The sequence below is a fragment of the Anaerococcus tetradius ATCC 35098 genome (assembly GCF_000159095.1).
Lineage (GTDB): Bacteria > Bacillota > Clostridia > Tissierellales > Peptoniphilaceae > Anaerococcus > Anaerococcus tetradius.
The window spans coordinates 1-1,554 of record NZ_GG666315.1 but is presented as its reverse complement, the minus strand read 5'-3'; the positions used below and the strand labels follow the sequence as shown (position 1 = coordinate 1,554).

Genomic DNA, 1,554 nt, shown 5'->3' with positions numbered 1-1,554 from the left:
CTATAAATGTCAATATAAAAATGTACACTTCTGGCTAGATAAGAATGTACAATTTACTCACTCTTAACAATATCCTTTAGCCTATAAGATTCCCCTAGTATCTGAATTATAGAGCAATGGTGAAGAATTCTATCTAGTATTGCATTTGCTATTCTTACGTCATAGAATATACTTTCCCAATCTGAAAAATTTATGTTTGTTGATACTATTGTCGATTTTTTCTCATATCTCCTATCTATTAGCTGAAATAGTAATCTTTCATCGCCTTCACTAATAGGTAGGTATCCTAATTCATCTATTATCAAGAGTCTGTAAGAAGCATAATGTTTTAGTCTTGCTTCTAACCTATTCTCATCTTTGGCCTTTTTTAGATTTTCTAGTAAATTTGAACATTTGATAAAGTAGGTTGAATATCTTTGTCTTGCTGCCTCTATGCCTATTGATATTGATAGATGTGTTTTTCCTACTCCACTTGATCCTAGAAAGACTATGTTTTCATTGTTTTCTAGAAAGCCTAATTGGCATAGATCTTTTATTTGCCTTTCATCTATGCTTGGCTGAAAGGTGAAATCAAAGCTTGTTATGTCTTTTAAGGCAGGAAAGGCTGCGGTTTTTACCATCTGATTGGCTGCATTTATTCTTTTTGTATCTACTTCATAATCTGTTAATTTTAACAAGGCTTCTACTAAGGATGTATTTCTATCTGCTAGAAATTCGTCTATGTGTATGGTGAATTGTTTTAATTTTAGGTACTCTAAGTTATCTTTTAATCTTAGGTAATTACTGGTTTCTTTAACTATCAAACAAGCCTCCTATCTTTTTTAAGTTTTCTTTTGAAAATTCTTTTATGTCTATTTCATCTTTGTAGGGCATTGTCTTCCTAGTTATTTCTTGATAATGTTCATTAAGATAGTTTAACTTTTTATCTGTAATTCTATGCTTAACTATTAACTTTGTGGTATCATACAGGTACAGGTAGTTATCTTCTACTTGTAGTATTACTGTCTTTCCTATGTATTCAGTAGGTAGAGAATATTGGTTAGACTTGTATGATATCATCGAAGATTCATTAACTTTGACAATGCTTTGATGGTTCTGATATTGGCTCCTGATTTCTTTTGATGGAAGAGGTTTTAGGGAGCCTTTGTCTTTTTCTAACAAGGATATTGGTGTTTTTGATGTTCCTTGATGTATGGTCATATTTTTTCTTAAATTTATCATCTCAACTTTATCAATTAGGTCTTTGTATGATAACTTTCCTTGATAGGCATCTAATTCATCTAATATCTTCATTTGACTCTCAACTTTGCCCTTTGTTCGTGGTCTTTTAGCTATACATGGTTGGACTTTAAAACCATAATCCTTAGCAAATTGATAAAACTTGCTATTAATACTGCCTTTGTAGTATTCGCTTCTTGGCCTATCCATAACTGTTTTTAGATTATCTGTTAATATTACCCTAGGCACCCCTCCTAATTTTTCAAATGCATTATTTAAAAAAGCAAATATGGTTGATTGTCTTTTATCTAAGCTTGCATAGTAGATAGAATACCT

At 31.2% G+C, this 1,554-nt stretch carries 2 protein-coding genes; both read right to left on the bottom strand.

Annotation, left to right across the window (positions count from 1 at the left end):
* Nucleotides 1–53: 53 nt before the first annotated feature.
* Nucleotides 54–803: an IS21-like element helper ATPase IstB gene (istB, locus tag HMPREF0077_RS09890; protein ID WP_004837871.1), complete on the bottom strand. Its 750-nt coding sequence runs from the start codon at nt 801–803 to the stop codon at nt 54–56.
* A partial coding sequence (locus HMPREF0077_RS09885; RefSeq protein WP_004837870.1) for an IS21 family transposase occupies nt 793–1,554 on the bottom strand: 762 nt, incomplete at its 5' end. The genes HMPREF0077_RS09885 and istB, both read right to left, overlap by 11 nt.